Raw genomic sequence first — 17,314 nt, 5'->3', positions numbered from 1 at the left:
CGATGAACGAAGAGGAAGCCGTCAGCCGCGTCGAGGAATGGCTGGCGGGCCGAGGCGGGGAGGGCACCGGCGCGTTGCGGGTCCGCCGCGACTACGTCGTGCGCGCGACCGACGGCTGGAACGTCACCTACAACACCGTCGGCTGGCTCGACGGGACCGACCCCGGCGCCGGCCTGTTCCCCAGCCCGGTCGCCTTCGTCCCGGACGACGGCGGCGAAATCCGCCTCGACCTGGAGCTGATGGCCGTCTCGGCGGCCGGCGGCGACAGTGACGCCTTCACCCGGTGGGCCGAGGTCGTCGATCCCGAGTTCGATCCGGACGCGGTCCCCGGTCTGCCCGTGCCGAAGGCGGCGATCCTGCGCTGGGAGCAGCACACGCTGTTCGGCGAGCCGACCGGCGCGGTCCGCGCGAACCCCGAGCACCGCCCTGGGCCGCGGTTCTCCGGCCGCCCGGCACCGGAAAGCCCGGTCGAGACGCTGCTCGGTTACCTCCGCGTCGAGTGGATCACGCCGGAGGAGTTCGTCCACTGGATGCTCGACCTCGAGGTGCTTGCCCCGGCGAAGGACGGCCACCTGCAGGTCCGCGACTTCGGTGACGCGGGCGTGCGCTTCGTCGTCTACACCTCCGAGGCCCAGATCCCGTCGGAGTACACGGTGTGGCAGCGGGTCCAGCCCCGCGTGCTCCTGCGGCGGGCCAAGGACAACCCCGGAGTCGGCCTGCTGGTCAACCCCGGCCGTCCGGAGACCTTCAACGTCTACCCGGAGACGCTGCGACAGGTCGCCGACCTCGACCTCCCGGCAGGCACCGAGCGTCCCGAGTCCGTCGGGCGCCCCGCGTACTTCAGCGGGGAGTACGAAGGCGCCGCCGTCGCGAACCTGCGGAGCCTCGTCGACCAGGCCAGGGACAACGGCTACCCCCTGAGCAGCGAAGAGCTCACCCGCTACGTCCACGCCGCGACGCTGTCGTTCGAGCGCTCCCGGGCGAAGTACGACGGCCGCCCGCTGCCGGAACTGCCCGAAGACCTGTTCGCCAACGGCCTCGTGACGCACTTCTACGACAACGGCGAACCGCGCCCGAGCGCTTGGACGTTCGGGAAGTTCTACGACCCGACGCTTCCCGTCGGCAGCTTCGCGTACCCGCGGCTTCTCGGCGCGTACGTCGGCTTCGCGCTCGGAGACGCACTGGGCTCGGGCGCCGATCCCGCCGACGGCTTGCCGCTCGGCGGGCTGACCCGGCAACTGCTGTTCCACACCGAATCGGTGATCCGCGGCCTGGACCCGACCCCGGACAAGCCCGAGATCCCGGCGTCGCTGCCCGCGGGCGGACGACCGGACGGCTGGGTCGCCAAGGCCACCGAAGGCGCGGGTCCACCCCCCGCGGAGTTCTCGGCCATGCTGGTGACCGCGCTCGCCGCGACGGTGACCGGCGGGGTGCAAGGCCCCGCCGACAGCACGTTCTACGCGATGAAGGTCGTCCGCGAACTGGTCGGATCCGCGGCGGGACACGAGGTCGTCCACGGCGCCGAACTGCTGGTGAACGTGTTCCGCGCCCAGCTCGCCGCCCGGAACGGCGAACCGGCGGTCGCGAACTTCCTCGAAGGCTTCGACGAGTACAGCGGTGAGGTCGGCGAGCTGGTCAAGACCGTGCTCGACCTCAGGAACGACATCGGCGGGGACGACGTCGAGCAGTTCGACAGCATCGGGGACGGCCGGACGCCGCTTTCGGTGCTCGGCCGGGCGCTGTTCGCCGCCGCGAAACGCGGCTACGACGCCGAAGCTGCGCTGGCGCTGGCCGCTCGCGGCGGCACGGTGACCGCGGCGCTGACCGGAGCGATGGTGGGCGCCAGGCTCACCGTGCCGGGTCTGCCGGAGTCCTGGCTCGCCGCGTACGCCGACCTCGGCGTCGTCGACGCCATGGCGGGCGACGCGTATTACTACTTCAACCGCTTCGGCCTGCCCCGCGAGCCCGAAGAGCGGCGGCGCTGGGACGCGAAACGGTATCCACGAGGAGATCAGTAGAGAAATGCGCGAGTGGCTTCAACATCCGGCGACCAGGTCGCGGCTGCGCGGCAGCCTCTTCGCCGGGGCGATCGGCGACGCGCTCGGTGCGAAGACCGAGTTCGACTCGATCGACCGCATCCGGGAGATCGCCGGACCCGCCGGGATCACCGACCTCATCCCGGCGTACGGCGGCGTCGGGCGGATCACCGACGACACCCAGATGACGCTGTTCACCCTGGAAGGCCTGATCAGAGCCCATTTCTCCGGCCGGAGGCAGCAGGGGACCTTTGCTCACGGCCGGAGGCAGCAGGGGACCTTTGCTACCGCTGCTACCGCTGCTACCGCGCACGGAACCGAGCCCGTCGAGCAGTCCTTGCAGCTGGCCTACCAGCGCTGGCTGCATACCCAGGGCGTCTCGTGGGAGCGCGCCCGCGGCCCGCACGACACGAGCGCGGAGCCGGACGGCTGGCTGATCACGAACCGTGAGCTGTTCAGCCGCCGCGCGCCCGGCCTCACCTGCTTCGGCGAGCTGGAGGCCTACGGCAGGACCGGCGTACGCGCCGGCATGGACAAGCCGGTGAACAACTCGAAGGGCTGCGGCGGGATCATGCGCGCCGCGCCGGTCGCGTTGTGGTCGGACGACCTGGCCGAGGTGTTCCGGCTCGGCGCCGAGAGCGCGGCCCTGACGCACGGTCACCCGAGCGGGTATCTCTCGTCGGGTGCTTTCGCCGTGATCGTGCGCGAACTGCTGGTCGGGAAACCGCTTCTCGACGCCATCACGACCGCCCGTGCCGAGCTGGAGAAGTACCGGGGGCACGAAGAGCAGAGCGTCGCGCTCGACCAGGCGCTCGCCCTGGCCGAGGAAGGCGCCCCGACGCCGGAGAAGCTCGAGACGCTCGGGCAGGGGAACATCGGCGAAACCGCGCTCTCCATGTCCGTTTACGTCGCACTGACCACTACGGACGCGAACACCGCCCTGCTCGCGTCGGTGAACCACAGCGGCGACAGCGACTCGACGGGTTCGATCTGCGGGAACCTCGTCGGCGCGATGTACGGCGAACAGGCCTTGCGGACGGACTGGCTCGAGAAGCTGGAACTGAGCGAAGTGATCGGACAGCTGGCGGACGATGCGCTCGCGGAGTTCGGCGGGAACGCCCCGGGTGACGACCGGTGGTACGTCCGCTATCCGGCCCACTAGATTTACCCCCGGTTTGGGGAACTTGGGGAGGGACACATAGTGCGTTACCGGGTTCAAGCGGCGGAGCGGCCGGATGGCCTGTACGCCGTCTGGGGGGACACCGTCTTCGCGGCCCAGCGGTCGACCGAAGACGGCACGCTGCTGCTCATCGCGCCGCCGGGGGAAGCGGCGCCCGAGGGTTTCGATCGCGACTGGAACGGCCGCCCGGCCCGTGTCGTGCTGAACGGCGAGGTCGGCGCGACCTTCAGCCTCCAGTCGTACGGCCGGTTCGACGACGAGCACTTCCAGATCGCGCCGAACACCGGCGGCGGCGACCTGACCTTGCGCTGGGCCGGCGAGGACGCGGCCCGCGCGGCCGAACTCGGCCTGACGGACTTCTCGACCACCGCCTCGCCGTCGCGGCTGACGGCGTTGTGGCAGACCCGGCACGACTTCGTCGAGACGCCGGAAGCCCGGCCGGAGATCGGCACGGGTGACCAGGGCGCGCTGCTGCGGGCCATCGGCCGGACCCTGCTGCGGGTGCTGCCGCCGGGCTGGCAGCGCGTCGGCGCCCAGTTCCGGCAGGTCGGCGACTACTCCGAACTCGAGGTCCGCTCGGTCGGCGACGAGGGCAACGGCCCGGTGTCGGTGTCGATCGCGGCTCCGCCGGAGCTCGGTTCGCTCTTCGCGCGGTTGCGCGCGGCGATGCACCAGCCCGAGACCGGCACCTGGTTCCAGGGCACGTTCACCCTCGACGCGGAATCGCATTTCGACTTCGACTTCGACGCCGAGCAGGAACCGACCTGGCGGCTGGCGCCGAACGAGGGCGGGAAGCCGTCGCCGCGCGCGTACGCGACCGAGCTCGCGATCTTCCCGCGCGACACCAAGCACGTCCCGGCCTGGCTTTCGGCCAAGGCGGGACTGCCGCTGGACATCGTGTTCCGGCACGCGAAGGTCGTCGACGCGCACAACGAGGGCGAACGACCGATCGTCAACCGGCCGCCGGTGCCGCCGGACCTGATGCGCGGCGTCCTGGACTACCTCTTCCGCTCGCCGGTGGCCCTGACCAGGCCGGGTCCGCAGTCCGACATCTTCACCCCGAACGGCCCGCCGGACGTGCCGAACGCCTTCCACACCGACGGCGTGTGGATCTGGCCCGCGGCCGTCCCGCACTACCTGCGCAAGTACGGGGTACCGCCGGAGCCGGAGCTGATCGAGCACATCCGGGCCGCCGGCTTCCGGCCGCCGCTGGTCGGCGAGCTGGTGCGGGCGACCGCGGAGGCGGAGATCGTCGGCAAGCCGCGGCCGCCGCAGAGCGCCGCGGACCTGCCGGACGAAAGCGCCCGCACCCGCGTCGAACGCGACGGCGAACCCGGCCGCGACATCCGCGCCGTCGAGGTACTGGACGTCCTGTACCAGCGGCTGGCCGAGCACGGGGTGGCGCCGACGTCCTACCGGATCGGCGCGAACGCGGTGCCGGAGCCGGGGCTCTGGACCCTGCGCCGCACCGAGACCGGCTGGGAGGTCTCCCGTCCGCCGACGGACGAGCCGGTGGCGTTCGCCAAACTCGAAGAGGCGGCACGCTTCTTCCTCGGCACCCTGCTCCTGTACCCGGCGCGAGCCGCGGTGGGCGCGAACGAGGAGTCCGACAACCCGGCCGACTGGCCGATCCTGCCGCTGCGGGGCGAACCGCCGCTGAACTTCTTCCGTCGCAAGCGGATCGTCGTCCTGCCGTCGGGCACCACGGTGCAGCGGTTCGGCAACGAGACCGGCAACCTCGTGCACGCCGAATCGGCGCGGTTCATCGAGACGTCGCTGGCCGCGGACCGCGAACGGGAGCGCAGGCTCTACCGCGTCGTGCGGCCGCTGCGCGTGGTCACGGGCATCACCGCGCCGTGGAACGGGACCCCGGGCGGGGCCGTGGCCTACGTGCTGCCCCGGCCGATCGCCCAGCATCTGGAGGCAGGGGCAATTTCCCGCGTGCAGTAGGGCGTGGGCTCGTGAGTGGTAAGGACGGTTCTAACCGTCCTTACCACTCACGAGGCCGTGATGAGCACCGCGGGCGACCACCAGTAGTCCGCGAGCGGCTCGATCCGGATGCCGGTGAAACCCGCTTCCTTCAGCTGCGAAGCCCAATCGGTGGCGGGCTGCTCCCAGTTCGTGCGGTCCGCCCCGGGTTTGACCAGGCCGAGCAGGATCGGCAGCAGGAACCCCTGTGCCACCAGCGACGCCTCCTTGCCGTACTCCGAGATCCCGCGTTCGTAGCGGGTGACCAGGGAAAGCAGGTACTCGGGGGAGTCTTCGTCGTACTCGGGCACGTCGAACTCGGCGAGAACCAGACACGACGTGCGCGGCCGGAGCGCCCGCAGGACCTCGGTGCGCTCGCCGGTCGGGATCGACTGGAGCGCGAAGGTCGACTGCGTCAGCTGCCACTGCCGGTCGTCGTCGCGGGCCAGGAACTCCTGCGCGGTGGCGTCCCAGGTGTGCAGGCCGTGAGTGCCGTCGAGATGCTTCCGCGTTTCCGCGAGCAACGCGCTCGACGGCTCGACCAGGTCGATCCGGCCCGGCTGCCGGTCCGCCTGTTCGAGGGCGGGAACGACGGCGAGCCCGTCGCCGCAGCCGAGGTCGAGCAGCGAACCGACACTGCCGTAGCGCCGGGCGAGCATGGCGCTGAGCCGCCGATAGAGGTTGACGTTCCCGCCACCGCGGATGAACGCCGTGAACGCGGCGGGCTGGTCGTACACATCTCCGCCCCCGCCTTCGGTCAGGTACCGGTGCAGCTCGCGGCCGAGCGTGGATCCGGCACGCTCGGCGAGGTCCGCTGCCGTGGCCCGGTCACCGTCGCGGTACGCGGTGAGCGCTTCGGCCAGGAGGTCCGATTTCTTCATGTTCTCCTGTTTACCGTCAGAAAGGCACCCAAAGGGTGACTCTGGTGCCATTGCCCGGAGCCGACTCCACCCTGGCGGTCCCGCCGACCTCGTTCAGCCGGGCGGTGATGGACTCGCTGATCCCGAAACCGGCGGGCCGGGAGTCGGTACTGAACCCGGCACCGTGATCGCGGGTGATCACCGCGACGCCGCCCTCCTGCTCCTCGACCCGGACGACGACCTTGTCCGTCCCGGCGTGTTTGAGGGTGTTGCGCAGGGACTCTCGGACGGCGTCGCGGATGGCGATCTGCCGCACCTCCGAAAGCGTGTCGTCGTCGAGCTCGGCGATCACGAGCTGGGCGCGCAGCCCGTCCCGCGCCATCTCCGCCGCCAGCGAAGCGAGCTTCTCGCCCAGCGGCCGTGAACCGGCTTCCGACCGTTCCGAAGCCTCACTCTCGATCGTCCGGCGCAGTTCCATCGACTGCGCCCGCGCCAGCCGCTGCACCTCGGCGAGCCGCGCGACCGGGTCGCCCTTGTTGGCCAGCGCGATCGCTTCGAGGGTCTGCAGCACGGAGTCGTGCAGCATCCGGTGCTGGCGGGCGCGTTCGGCGATGCGGCCGTTGCGGATGCCGTACGCGAGGGCGAGCCGCGTGCCGAGCCCGATCAGGACGAGGGCGCCGCTCGCGGTGAAGAGGACGCCGAGGATCGACGGGAAAGTGGCCATGGCGTCGCCGGGCGCCGCTTGGCCGGTGCCGAGCAGGGACGCGAGCATCCGCACCGGGAAGCTGCCGACGGCAAGCGCCGCCGCCGCGGGCATACCCAGCGCGAGCGCCAGCAGAGCGACCTCGCCGAGCAGGTGCTTGCCGGGGATCGCCATCGCCTCGGTGAAGACGGAAGCCGGCACCAGCGCCCCGACCGCGAGCGGCGCGAGCAGCGTGAACACGAGGTCGATCGCCAGCAGCCGGGCCGCGTACTGCGGGCGGAACGGCGCCGAGCGCAGCATCCACCGGATGCCGTACAGGGAGAGCCCGACCGAGCCGAGGGCCACCAGCCCGACCGGTCCGATCCCGATCATGCCGTGCGTGGAGACGTAGACGCCGAACGCGCCGGGCACCGCGAAGAGCCGGTAGACCAGCGGGACGAGGGCGACGTAGCGGGCTGCTCTGAGCAGCAGATTGTCGCGATGGGCCGTGTCGATGGGCCCCGACATGTGCTGGATCCGCCGGAGCGCGCGCATCGGTGTCGGGTCGCCGACCTCGTCCGACAGCTCGCTCGTCGCCGTCGCCAGCGCCGGCGCGCCACGACGCAGCAACGTCACCAGAAAACTGGGCGGCCGCTTCGCCATGGATTTTCCCCCTGCCCGGAGCACCGGCAGGAGTATCTCCGGTTACGCCACGTGGATCCAGAGACCAAGGGGGTTTATCTCAGCCTATGCCGTTCTCGGCGGCCCACTTCTTCAGCTCGGCGACCGCCTCGTCGTGCTCCAGCGGACCGCGGTCGAGCCGCAGTTCCTTCAGGTGCTTCCACGCCTTGCCGACGTCCGGCCCTGGCTTGAGGCCGAGGATCCGCATGATCTCGTCGCCGTTGAGGTCCGGCCGGACCTTGTCGAGATCCTCCTGCGCCTGGATCGCTTCGATCCTCCGCTCGAGATCGTCGTAGGTCGCCTGCAGCGCGGCCGCCTTCTTGCGGTTGCGCGTGGTGCAGTCGGCGCGCACCAGCTTGTGCAGCCGGGGCAGCAGGTCGCCGGCGTCGGTGACGTAGCGCCGCACCGCCGAATCCGTCCACTCGCCCTTGCCGTAGCCGTGGAACCGCAGGTGGAGGAACACGAGCTGGCTGACGTCCTGGACGATCTCCTTCGAGAACTTCAGCGCGCGCAAACGCTTGCGCGCCATCTTCGCGCCGACGACCTCGTGGTGGTGGAAGCTCACGCCGCCACCGGGCTGGAACTCGCGCGTCGCGGGCTTGCCGACGTCGTGCAGGAGCGCCGCGAGCCGCAGGATCAGATCCGGCTCGGAGGTCGGTTCGTGCGTCTTCTCCAGGTCGATCGCCTGCGCGAGCACGGTCAGCGAGTGCTGGTAGACGTCCTTGTGCTGGTGGTGCTCGTCGATCGCCAGCCGCATCCCCGGCACCTCGGGCAGCACGCGATCGGCGAGGCGGGTGTCGACCAGCAGCTCGATACCGGGCCGGGGGTCGTCCGCCAGCAGCAGCTTCGACAGCTCGGCCTGCACGCGCTCGGCGGTGATCCGGTCGATCTCCTCGGCCATCGACGACATCGCGTCGACCACCCGCGGCGCCGCGGTGAACCCGAGCTGCGCGGAGAACCGAGCGGCCCGCAGCATGCGCAGCGGGTCGTCGGCGAAGGACTCCTGCGGGGTCGCGGGCGTGTCGAGCACCTTGTCCTGCAGTGCCTGGAGCCCGTCGTGCGGGTCGACGAAGGTCTTGTTCGCGAGGTCGATCGCCATCGCGTTGACCGTGAAGTCGCGGCGGAGCAGATCTCCCTCGATGCTGTCACCGAAGGTGACCTCGGGGTTGCGGCCGACACGGTCGTAGCTGTCGGCGCGGAACGTCGTGATCTCCAGGGTCATGCCCTGTTTGGTCACGCCGACGGTGCCGAACGCGATACCGACGTCCCACACCGCGTCGCCCCAGGCGCTGACGATCTTGAGCACCTGGTCCGGGCGGGCGTCGGTGGTGAAGTCGAGGTCGTTCGACAGCCGGCGGAGCATCATGTCGCGGACGCTGCCGCCGACCAGGTACAGGCTGTGCCCCGCCTTCGCGAAGAGCTTCGCGAGCTCGTCCGCCAGCGGGGAGATGCGCATCAGCTCGGTCACGGCGTTCTGCATCGCAGTGCTCTTCCCCGCAATCGCCTGCCCGGCGACCACCTTGTTCACGACAATCCCACCACGATTTGGATGTACTTACTACGGCCCGGCCCACCATGGGCACGGAGAGCCAGCGTACCTGTACCGCCGTTTGCTCTAGCATCGCAGCATGTCTGGATCAGCCGGGCGCTCCGGCGCCTCGAAGCCGGGCCGCCGGCGGAGGCGCAGGCGGGGAAGGCGGCTGACCACGGTCGACGAAACCTCGGCCGGCGGACTCGTCGTCGACGCCGAACGGGCGAACGCCGCGCTGATCGGGCGGCTCGACCGGCACGGCAGACTGCTGTGGTCGCTGCCGAAGGGCCACATCGAGGACGGTGAGACGGTGGAGCAGACAGCTGTGCGCGAGGTGAAGGAGGAGACCGGCATCTCCGCGCAGGTCCTGCAGCCCCTCGGCACCATCGACTACTGGTTCGTGGCCGAGCGACGGCGCGTGCACAAGACGGTGCACCATTTCATCCTGGAATCCACCGGCGGCGAACTTTCGGACGAGGATGTCGAGGTGACCGAGGTCGCCTGGGTGCCGCTCGCCGACCTGGAGACCAAACTCGCCTACTCCGACGAGCGCAAGCTGGTCCGGAAGGCCAAAGAACTCTTCGCGCAGCAACAGCACACCGCCGAGGGAGCACCTGAGTGAAGCGGCTTGCCGCCACTGTCCTGTCGATCCTGTTCCTGGCCTTCACCGCGTTGCCCGTCGCGGTCGCGCAGGCCCAGGAACAGCCCCGGCTGCGCGTGGACCTCGACCAGCTCAACCCCCGCGTGATCACCTCGGCCTCGGCTTCGCTCACCGTGACCGGCCGCGTCACCAACATCGGCGACCGGCGGATCAGCAAGCTGGGTGTCCGGCTGCAACTGGGCACGCGGCTGCAGAGCGAGCAGCAGATCGGTGACGTCCTCGCCGGCGACAAGTTCAAGGATCTCGCGGCGACGGAGTTCGTCGATCTCGAACCGGACGAGCTGGAGCCCGGCCAGAGCGCCGCGCTGAACCTGGCCGTCCCGCTCGGTCAGTCCGCCAAGCTGCAGTTCCCGAGGCCCGGCGTGTACCCGCTGCTGGTCAACGTCAACGGGACCCCGGATTTCGGCGGTCCGGAACGGCTGGCGGCGGTCACCCTGCTGATGCCGGTGCTCGGTGTCCCCGGCAAGGCACCCGCGTCGCGTCCGCCGTCGGCGCCGTCGACGAGCCTGCTGTGGCCGATCGCGAACAGCGTCGTGCACGTCGTCTCCGCCCCACTCGGCGGGCCGCTGACCCTCGCGGACGAGCGGCTGGCGGACGAACTGGCCGCCGGCGGACGGCTGGACTCGCTGGTCGAGGCGGCGCGCGCGGCCGAGGCCGACACGAAGGTCTCGTCGTCGTTGTGCCTGGCCATCGACCCCGACCTGGTCGCGACCGTCGACGCGATGACCCGTGGCTATCAGGTCGCGGGCGGCGCTCCCGGCAAGGGCGTCGAGACCGCGAAGAACTGGCTCGGCAGGCTGAAGGCGCTGGTCGCGGGCCGGTGCGTGGTCACCCTCCCGTTCGCCGACGCCGACCTCACCGCGCTGACGAAGGTCCGCGCCGGTGACGCCACCGACACCGCGCTCATGACCACCGCGCTCGGCGGCGCGGGGACGATCAAGAACCTGCTCGGCATCCAGCCGCAGGACGGCGTGCTCTGGCCCGGCGGCGCCCTCGACTCGCAGACCGTCGAAGCGATCGGCAAGGCGGGCGTCAAGACCGTGCTGACCGATTCGGGCAAGCTCCAGTCCCGCACACCGCTTTCGAGCGGGGTGTCGATCGAAGGGACGGACCTGCGCGCGCAGCCGATCGACGCGCTGATCTCGTCCGCGCTGAACGGCCCTGGGTCGACCCAGAACGGGCTCGGCGCCATCGCCTTCCGTGCCGGGCTCGGCGGGCAGAACGAGGGGCCGGAGCGCTCGCGCCTGCTGATCGCGCCGCCGCGGCACTGGGCCGCGACCGGCACCGAACTCACCACGTTCCTGGAGCGGATGGGCGACTTCTACGCCGCCGGTCTCCTCAAGTCGGCGCCGCTGCCCGAGCTGCTCGGCGAAGGCCCGTCCGGGACGGCCTCGGTCAACTACGACCCGCAGGATCTGACGGCCGCGACCAGCGGCGACGTCACCGCGAAGATGTCCCAGCTCGACAACGAGACGCTGGGCCTGTCGTCCGCGATGACGATGGACGCCACCAAACGGGTGCGGCCGGCCGACGTGATCGCCCCGGTCCGGCTCGCCCTCATCCGGGCCGCGTCGACGTCGTGGCGCGGCGCGGACGCCGCGACCGTCACCGGCAACGCCCGCGGCGATCTGGAGGCGATCCGCAGCCAGGTCACCGTCGAGCGGCCGAAGCAGACGATCGCGCTGGCTTCCGGCGCGGCGCCGCTGCCGGTGTTCATCACCAACAACCTGCCGGTCGGCGTCGCCGTCCAGGTCGCCTTGAAGAACAACGTGGGTCTGCGGCCGACCGACGACACCCAGTTGCAGGCTCAGATGGTCCCGGCCAACAGCGCCCGTAACCGGCTGCTCCCGGTCGAGGCCCTGCGGGCCGGCCGGTTCAGCGTCGACGTGTCGCTGACCACGCCCGACGGGACCCCGCTCGGTTCGGCCGCGCGGTTCGAGCTGACGTCCACGGAGTACGGCGCGATCACCATCATCATCACCGTCACCGCGGCGGGTGCGCTGCTGCTCCTGTCGTCCCGCCGGATCTACCGGAGGATCAAGGACTCACGAGCCGATCGGGCGAACGAAACCGCCCCGCGTGTGACCGAGGACGCACAGGTTTAAGTGTTTCCGGGCGTCGCCGATTACCCTGGGTCGAACGATGCCGCCGGGCATCACGTAGCCGAGCACCGAGGATTGGGCACGCGTTGGAAAGAGAGCCGGGTGTACCGCCCGAGCGTGCAGGCCGTCCCCGGCGCGAAGGCACTCCGCCACCGCCCCGCCGTACCGAGGGACCCGCACGCCGTCCGGAGCGTCGTCAGCCGCCCCCGCAGCAGCCCCCGCCCGAACGCGGTGAGCGCCCGCGGCGGGCCGCGCCGCCGCCTCCTCCGCAGCCGGTGGACGGCCGCCGCCAGCGGGTGGCGGGCCGCCCCGACGACGAGACACGGCGGCTGAGGCCACCGCAGACCCCGCCGCCGCCGACCCAGGCACCGCCGCGGAAGGTGCCCCCTGCTCAGGGGACGCCTCCGCCGCCGACCCGTCGTCAGCCGGTTCCGCCGCCGCAGGGCCCGCCGCTGCCGCAGCCGTCCCAGAACCCGCCGCCGCGGCGTCCGGCCGTGTCACAGCCGCCTCCGCAGGCGCTCCATCAGACCCCGCCTCCGCCGCATCGCGGGCGCCGCCAGCCGCCACCGGTCCGCCCGTGGCAGGTGGACCGGCGCGACGAACCCGACGCGACGCGGTTCATCCCGCGCACCCCCGGCGTCCCGATGGGCTCGCGCTGGCCGGTCGCCGACCCCGACGTCCTCCGCCCGTACGACCAGCTCGCCACGCAGGTCATGCCGGCGATCAAGGACGCGCCGCTGGTCAAACCGCGTCCGGGGGAGACGGGCGAGCAGGATGTCGCCGCTCCGGCGAAGGCGCCGTCGATCGCGAAGTCGAGCGGCCGGATGGCGATCGCCTCGCTGATCAGCCGCATCACCGGCTTCGCGTGGAAGCTGCTGCTGGTCGCGGCCATCGGCGCCCAGGTGGAGAACGACTCGTTCAACGTCGCCAACACGATGCCGAACATCATCTTCGAGCTGCTGATGGGCGGGGTGCTGTCCAGCCTCGTGGTCCCGCTGCTCGTGCGGTCGCAGGACGACAAGGACGGCGGCGAGGCCTACACCCAGCGGCTGGTCACGGTGGCGGGCACGCTGCTCGTGGTCGGGACGACGATCGCCGTCTTCGCGGCGCCGTTGATCACCAAGCTCTACGTCGACGACAAGGGCCAGGCGAATCCCGAGCTGGTCACCGCGTTCGCGTACCTGCTGCTGCCGCAGATCTTCTTCTACGGCGTGTTCGCGCTGCTCTCGGCGGTGCTGAACGCGAAGCACATCTTCGGCCCGACAGCGTGGGCGCCGGTGATCAACAACCTCGTCGTCATCTTCACCATCCTCGTGGTGTGGATCATGCCGGGGAACATCTCCACAGATCCGGTGTCGATCACCGACCCGAAGGTGCTGACCCTGGGCATCGGCGTGACTTCGGGCATCGTGGCGCAGTCGATCCTGCTGATTCCGCCGCTGCTGCGGTCGGGGTTCAAGTTCAAATGGCGCTGGGGCATCGACAAGCGCATGAAGGAGTTCGGCGGGCTGGCGCTGTGGACCGTCGGCTACGTCGCGGTCAGCCAGGTCGGCTACACGATCACCACCAGGGTGCTGACCAGCGGTTCGCAGGGCGGTGTGACCGCGTACAGCAACGCGTGGCTGCTCTTCCAGCTGCCGTACGGCGTCATCGGGGTGTCACTGCTGACCGCGATCATGCCGCGGATGAGCCGCGCGGCCGCGGACGGCGACCACAAGAAGCTGATCGGCGATCTCTCCTACGCGTCGCGGATCTCGACGGTGATGCTCGTGCCGATCTCCGCGGTGATGACCGTCGTGGGCGGTTCGGTCGGTATCGCCCTGTTCACCTTGGGCAAGGGCACGGTCGAGGACGCGTCACGGATGGGCGAGGCGCTGGCCATCTCGGCGTTCGCGCTGCTGCCGTACGCGCTGGTCATGCTTCAGATGCGGGTGTTCTACTCGATGAAGGACGCGCGGACGCCGGTGCTGATCATGATCGTGATGACCGTGGTGAAGGTGCCGCTGCTGTACCTGTGCCCCGTGCTGCTCTCACCGGACAACATCGTGCTCGGCGTGATGATGGTCAACGGCCTCACGTTCGTCGTCGGCGCGATCCTCGGTCAGGTCTGGCTGTGGGTGACCCTCGGAAATCTCCGGAGCAAGCGGGTTCTCGGGGTGATCCTCTTCACGGTCGTCGCGAGTGTGCTCGGGGTCGGCGCGGCGTGGCTCGCCGGGCAGATCGTCCCCGACTCGTTCGGGCCTACTTTCCATGCCTGGGTGAAACTTCTGCTCCAGACGGTGGTCGGGATCGTGGTGTCGTTCGGCGTGCTCATGGCCTTGAAGGTCGAGGAATTGAAGCCCGCCACGGCGAGGATCACCCGGTTGATCAAGCGCGGATAACGATTCACGTACGGATGGCGCGCGTTCACGGGTCGTATTCTGGGTACTCTCGGGGCGGGAGCTACGCGGGAGAGTGCGGTGGATACGAGACGGAGCGAACAGGCAGGGGAGGTCGGCCAGATGGGCATCCGGGCCCAAGGCGGGTCGCTGGCCCCTGGCCGGGTCGTCGGTGACGGCCGGTATCGCCTGCTCGCACAGTTCGGGGTGGACGAGCGGGCCGCCGCGCATCTTTGGCGTGCCCGCGACGGGCAGCTGAAGCGGGACGTGGCGCTGACCCTGCTGGTCGGCGACCCCGCGGACGCGGAAGCCGCCCGGCTCGCGCGCCGGACGCTGGAACGTGCCGCGCACGCCTCCAAGTTCGGTCATGGCGGGGTCGCGCGCGTTCTCGACGTGCTCAGCCTCGGCAGCGGCGTCACTTCGAGCGAAGGTCTGCTCGGTGTCGTCGTCGCGGAATGGACCAAGGGCAGCGATCTGGTCGACCTGGTGGCCCAGCGCCCGGTGGCGCCCGCCGCGGCGGCCAGGATGGTGCAGGCGCTGGCGGAAGCCGTCGACCACGCCCATCAGAACGGTCTCGTCCTCGGCCTCGACCACCCGCAGCGTCTCCGGCTCACCCCGGACGGCGCGCTGAAGCTCGCCTTCCCGGGCCCCTTGCCCGAAGCGACCCTTCGCGACGACGTCAAAGCACTCGGCGCCGTCCTGTATCTGCTGCTGACCGGCCGGTGGGCCCTTCCCGGCGGCCCGGCCGCGATCCCGGCGGCGCCGCACGCGCCGACCGGCCGTGTCATCCCGCCGCGTTCACTGGTCCCGACGGTGCCGGTCGAGCTGTCCTCGCTCGCCGTCCGCACCATCGAGGACGGCGGCCACGGCGGTATCCGCACCAGCGCGGCCATCCTGCGTGTCCTGGACCAGGTCGCCGAAGCCGAAGAGCGCACCCAGCTGATCAAGGCCGTCGGCGAGGAAGAGGCCGTGGCCGAATCGGACGGCACGGTCTGGACGACGAAGAAGCCGGTCAAGGACGTCGCGCGGCGCAAGAAGCTGGCGTTCGGCGTGACCGTGCTGGTCGTCGCGACCGTGGTCATCCTCGCCTGGGGCGGGATGATGTTGATCAACCTGTTCCAGGGCGAGTCGAAGTCCAGCGGTCCGAAGATCAACGTCGCCGCGTCCTCTTCGCAGGTCGCGCCGCCGCCCTCGGGCGAGCAGCCGCCGCCCGCCCAGCAGAAGCCGTCCCCCGCCGTGGGTGCCGCGGTGAAGCCGTCGGCAGTGGCCGTCTACAACCCGGGCAGCAAGGGCGACAGCCCCGGCAAGGCCAGGAACGCCACCGACGGTGACACGGTCACCTCCTGGAAGACCGACCAGTACGACAAGCAGTTCCCGGTGCTCAAGGACGGCGTCGGGCTGGTCGTGACCTTCAAGGACCCGATCAACCTCACCCAGGTCAAGATCGACGCGGCGAGCCCCGGTTCGAAGGTCGAGATCCGCTCCGCCGACAAGAAGAACCCGAAGCTCGAAGAGACGAAGGTCGTCGGGACCGGAGACCTTGCGGCGGGCGAATCGACCATCGCGTTGCAGCAGCCACAGCAGGGTCAGTACTTCATCCTCTGGATCACTCAGCTGGGTGAAGATGACGAAGGAAAGTTCGTCACCGAACTCAAAGAGCTGACCTTCCTGCCTGCGGGGTGACGGCGGACACCGGGTCAGTAGGCTCTCCCGGGTGACAGCTGCAGCTCCCACGGACGCGGATCTCATAGCGGCGCATGCCGCTGGAGACCCGCACGCGTTCAGTGAACTGGTCCAGCGACATCGAGACCGCATGTGGGCGGTAGCCCTGCGCACCTTGCGGGATCCGGAAGAAGCCGCGGACGCCCTGCAGGACGCCTTCATCTCCGCGTTCCGAGCAGCGGGCAACTTCAGAGCCGAATCGCAGGTCACGACGTGGTTGCACCGCATCGTCGTGAACGCGTGCCTCGACCGCATCCGGCGGGGCAAGGCCAGGCCGACCGTTCCGTTGCCCGAGACCGGGCAGTTCAACGAGCCCGCTTCACCGCGTGACTCGATGTCGGAACGCGAGACGAGCCTGGTCGTCAAGGAAGCTCTCGACCAGCTCCCCGAAGAGCAGCGTGCCCCGATCGTGTTGGTCGACGTCGAGGGATACTCCGTCGCCGAGACGGCGAAGATGCTCGGCATCGCCGAGGGCACGGTCAAGAGCCGGTGTGCCCGAGGTCGCGGAAAGCTCGCGAAGGTTCTCGGACATCTACGGAACCCCGATGCGATTGCGAACGTCCCAACTCACGAAAGCAAACGAGAGCGCGCTACCCCGCAACGGGGTGCCAGGCGTCCTCAGGGCACGCCGGGTGACGGGGAGGGACGATGACAGACGAGAGCAGGGGGATCGGTGGGACCGTCGGTCCGCCGTGGTCTGTCGATGTGCTCGCCGACCTGCACGCAGGTGTGCTGGACGAGCGAGAAGCGGCCAAGCTGTGGCCGCTGGTGAACGCCGACCCCGAAGCACTGGCGATCATCGAAGCACTCGAAGCGACCACGGCCGACCTCGCGGAACTCGCGAACGAGCCGGTCGCGCCGATGCCGGCGGAGTACGCGGCACGGATCGACGCCGCGCTGGCCGCCGAAATGCGAGTGTCGCCTGCGTTTCAAGGCGTATCTGAACGGCCGCAGGAGCAGGTCGCCCCGGTGGTGGACCTCGCGGCCGCACGGCGGCGGCGGAACAAGCGGATCGGCTGGGGCGCCGGAATAGCGACCGTGGCGGCGGCGGCCATCGCCGCCGTGGCGATCGTCGTCCCGACCACTCGGGAGCCGGATTCGGGCGGTATCGCCCAGCCCGCGCCGTCGGCTCCTTCCGGACCTTCGGTCGGCGGAGACGGCGGAGGTGCCGAAGCCCTCGTCGGCAAGGCGATCGGCGTCCGCGACTTCGGCTCGCTGAAGACCGAAGAACGCCTCGACGCCTGCGTCGCCGCGGCCGGAATGGACGCCGACGTGCGGCCGGAGGGCATCCGTCCGGTGAACGTCGCGGGCAAGGACGGCGTGATGGTGATCTACACCACAGGCAAACTCGCCCAGTTCCGCATCGTCGCCTTCGGTGCCGACTGCGGCCCGGGCAACCCGGCCGTCCTCTTCGACAAGATCATCGGAGCGAAGTAGCAGACGAGACGTGGTAAGTGGTAGCAAAGGTCCCTTGCTCTCCCGATGGGGAGCAAGGCAGGGTCTTTCCCTGCGG

12 protein-coding genes are annotated in these 17,314 nt (G+C 70.2%); 9 read left to right on the top strand and 3 right to left on the bottom strand.

Annotated features, from left to right (window positions below):
* The first annotated feature begins 2 nt into the window (after nucleotides 1-2).
* The 3 genes from LCL61_RS04990 to LCL61_RS04980 are packed head-to-tail and all read left to right on the top strand — an operon-like array spanning nucleotide 3 to nucleotide 5,166.
* On the top strand, nucleotides 3-2,018 hold the full coding sequence (locus LCL61_RS04990) for a YrhB domain-containing protein (protein WP_340685744.1): 2,016 nt from the start codon (nucleotides 3-5) through the stop codon (nucleotides 2,016-2,018).
* A 4-nt stretch (nucleotides 2,019-2,022) separates the two neighbouring features.
* Nucleotides 2,023-3,198, top strand: coding sequence for an ADP-ribosylglycohydrolase family protein (locus tag LCL61_RS04985; RefSeq protein ID WP_340685743.1), 1,176 nt, complete (start codon nucleotides 2,023-2,025; stop codon nucleotides 3,196-3,198).
* Between the two features lie 39 nt (nucleotides 3,199-3,237).
* Complete coding sequence (locus LCL61_RS04980) at nucleotides 3,238-5,166, top strand: TNT domain-containing protein (RefSeq protein WP_340685742.1); 1,929 nt, start codon at nucleotides 3,238-3,240, stop codon at nucleotides 5,164-5,166.
* Nucleotides 5,167-5,213: 47 nt separating this feature from the next.
* On the opposite strand, the gene LCL61_RS04975 is transcribed toward LCL61_RS04980, so the two are convergent.
* The 3 genes from LCL61_RS04975 to LCL61_RS04965 all read right to left on the bottom strand — a co-directional run bounded on the left by LCL61_RS04975 (nucleotide 5,214) and on the right by LCL61_RS04965 (nucleotide 8,887).
* On the bottom strand, nucleotides 5,214-6,065 hold the full coding sequence (locus LCL61_RS04975; protein ID WP_340685741.1) for a class I SAM-dependent methyltransferase: 852 nt from the start codon (nucleotides 6,063-6,065) through the stop codon (nucleotides 5,214-5,216).
* A gap of 16 nt (nucleotides 6,066-6,081) precedes the next feature.
* A complete protein-coding gene (locus tag LCL61_RS04970) occupies nucleotides 6,082-7,389 on the bottom strand; it encodes a sensor histidine kinase (protein ID WP_340685740.1) in 1,308 nt (435 codons plus the stop codon).
* A gap of 79 nt (nucleotides 7,390-7,468) precedes the next feature.
* A complete protein-coding gene (locus LCL61_RS04965) occupies nucleotides 7,469-8,887 on the bottom strand; it encodes a CCA tRNA nucleotidyltransferase (protein WP_340688494.1) in 1,419 nt (472 codons plus the stop codon).
* A gap of 148 nt (nucleotides 8,888-9,035) precedes the next feature.
* On the opposite strand from LCL61_RS04965, the gene LCL61_RS04960 reads away from it, so the two are divergent.
* The 6 genes from LCL61_RS04960 (at nucleotide 9,036) to LCL61_RS04935 (ending at nucleotide 17,238) form a co-directional block, all read left to right on the top strand.
* Nucleotides 9,036-9,560, top strand: coding sequence for an NUDIX hydrolase (locus LCL61_RS04960; RefSeq protein WP_126734742.1), 525 nt, complete (start codon nucleotides 9,036-9,038; stop codon nucleotides 9,558-9,560).
* Nucleotides 9,557-11,704, top strand: coding sequence for a DUF6049 family protein (locus LCL61_RS04955; protein WP_340685739.1), 2,148 nt, complete (start codon nucleotides 9,557-9,559; stop codon nucleotides 11,702-11,704). Before LCL61_RS04960 ends, LCL61_RS04955 begins: the two co-directional genes overlap by 4 nt.
* 272 nt (nucleotides 11,705-11,976) lie before the next feature.
* A complete protein-coding gene (gene murJ / locus LCL61_RS04950) occupies nucleotides 11,977-14,082 on the top strand; it encodes a murein biosynthesis integral membrane protein MurJ (protein ID WP_340688493.1) in 2,106 nt (701 codons plus the stop codon).
* Nucleotides 14,083-14,202: 120 nt separating this feature from the next.
* Nucleotides 14,203-15,762, top strand: a complete 1,560-nt coding sequence (locus tag LCL61_RS04945; RefSeq protein WP_340688492.1) for a protein kinase family protein — start codon at nucleotides 14,203-14,205, stop codon at nucleotides 15,760-15,762.
* A gap of 31 nt (nucleotides 15,763-15,793) precedes the next feature.
* Entirely contained in the window at nucleotides 15,794-16,453 is a 660-nt protein-coding gene (gene sigM / locus LCL61_RS04940; protein WP_037333997.1) for an RNA polymerase sigma factor SigM, read from the top strand.
* Complete coding sequence (locus LCL61_RS04935; RefSeq protein WP_340685738.1) at nucleotides 16,450-17,238, top strand: hypothetical protein; 789 nt, start codon at nucleotides 16,450-16,452, stop codon at nucleotides 17,236-17,238. The genes sigM and LCL61_RS04935 overlap by 4 nt, the downstream gene beginning before the upstream one ends.
* The last annotated feature ends 76 nt before the right edge of the window (nucleotides 17,239-17,314 follow it).

Source organism: Amycolatopsis coloradensis (genome assembly GCF_037997115.1).
Taxonomy (GTDB): Bacteria; Actinomycetota; Actinomycetes; order Mycobacteriales; family Pseudonocardiaceae; genus Amycolatopsis; species Amycolatopsis coloradensis_A.
This window is presented reverse-complemented; position numbering and strand designations above follow the sequence as displayed.